Source organism: Autumnicola edwardsiae (assembly GCF_031846505.1).
In the GTDB taxonomy this organism is placed as follows: domain Bacteria; phylum Bacteroidota; class Bacteroidia; order Flavobacteriales; family Flavobacteriaceae; genus Autumnicola; species Autumnicola edwardsiae.
Genome location: NZ_JAVRHP010000298.1, coordinates 1 through 534, shown reverse-complemented (window position 1 = coordinate 534; position 534 = coordinate 1). Strand labels below are relative to the sequence as shown.

The following is a 534-nucleotide window of genomic DNA, read 5'->3' as shown; positions in this document are numbered from 1 at the left end:
ATGATCTCATTGTCGGTTTCATTTCTAATCACCAGATCGTATCGTGTTGCTTCATCTTCAACCGAATCATCATCATCACTACAGGAAAAGTTACAAGCAACAAGTAGAATTACTAGTAAAAAAGTTGCATATTTTTTCATCATCTTCAATTTTGAATAACTTCAATGTATTAAAGATTTCTTCGGAACACTCCTAACAAAGTTCTAAATTATGTTATAGTTTTTGGAAGGCCGCTAATAAAAGCAACAATAACTTTTATTGGGGATAGTTAATTGGGTTCAACGTGGATAAGTACATCTGAAATTTCAGGGAATTTTTCCTGCAGTTCATTTTTCAAATTATGGGCAATGGCATGTCCTTTGGTAACCGAGATATCTCCTTTTACGATAAGGTGGAGGTCGATATGAAAAAACAGTCCGGCTTTTCGAACAAAGCACTTTTCAATGGCTATCACCCCTTCCACATCTTTAGAAACCGTTTTGATATCCTCAATAAAATCATCGTAAAGATGTTCGTCCATAATTTCGCTTAGCG

At 35.0% G+C, this 534-nt stretch carries 1 protein-coding gene; it reads right to left on the bottom strand.

Going from position 1 to position 534, the window contains the following annotated elements; all coding sequences use genetic code 11:
- Positions 1–268: 268 nt before the first annotated feature.
- The coding region (locus RM529_RS17740) for a cation diffusion facilitator family transporter (RefSeq protein WP_311486057.1) at positions 269–534 on the bottom strand (266 nt) is incomplete at its 5' end.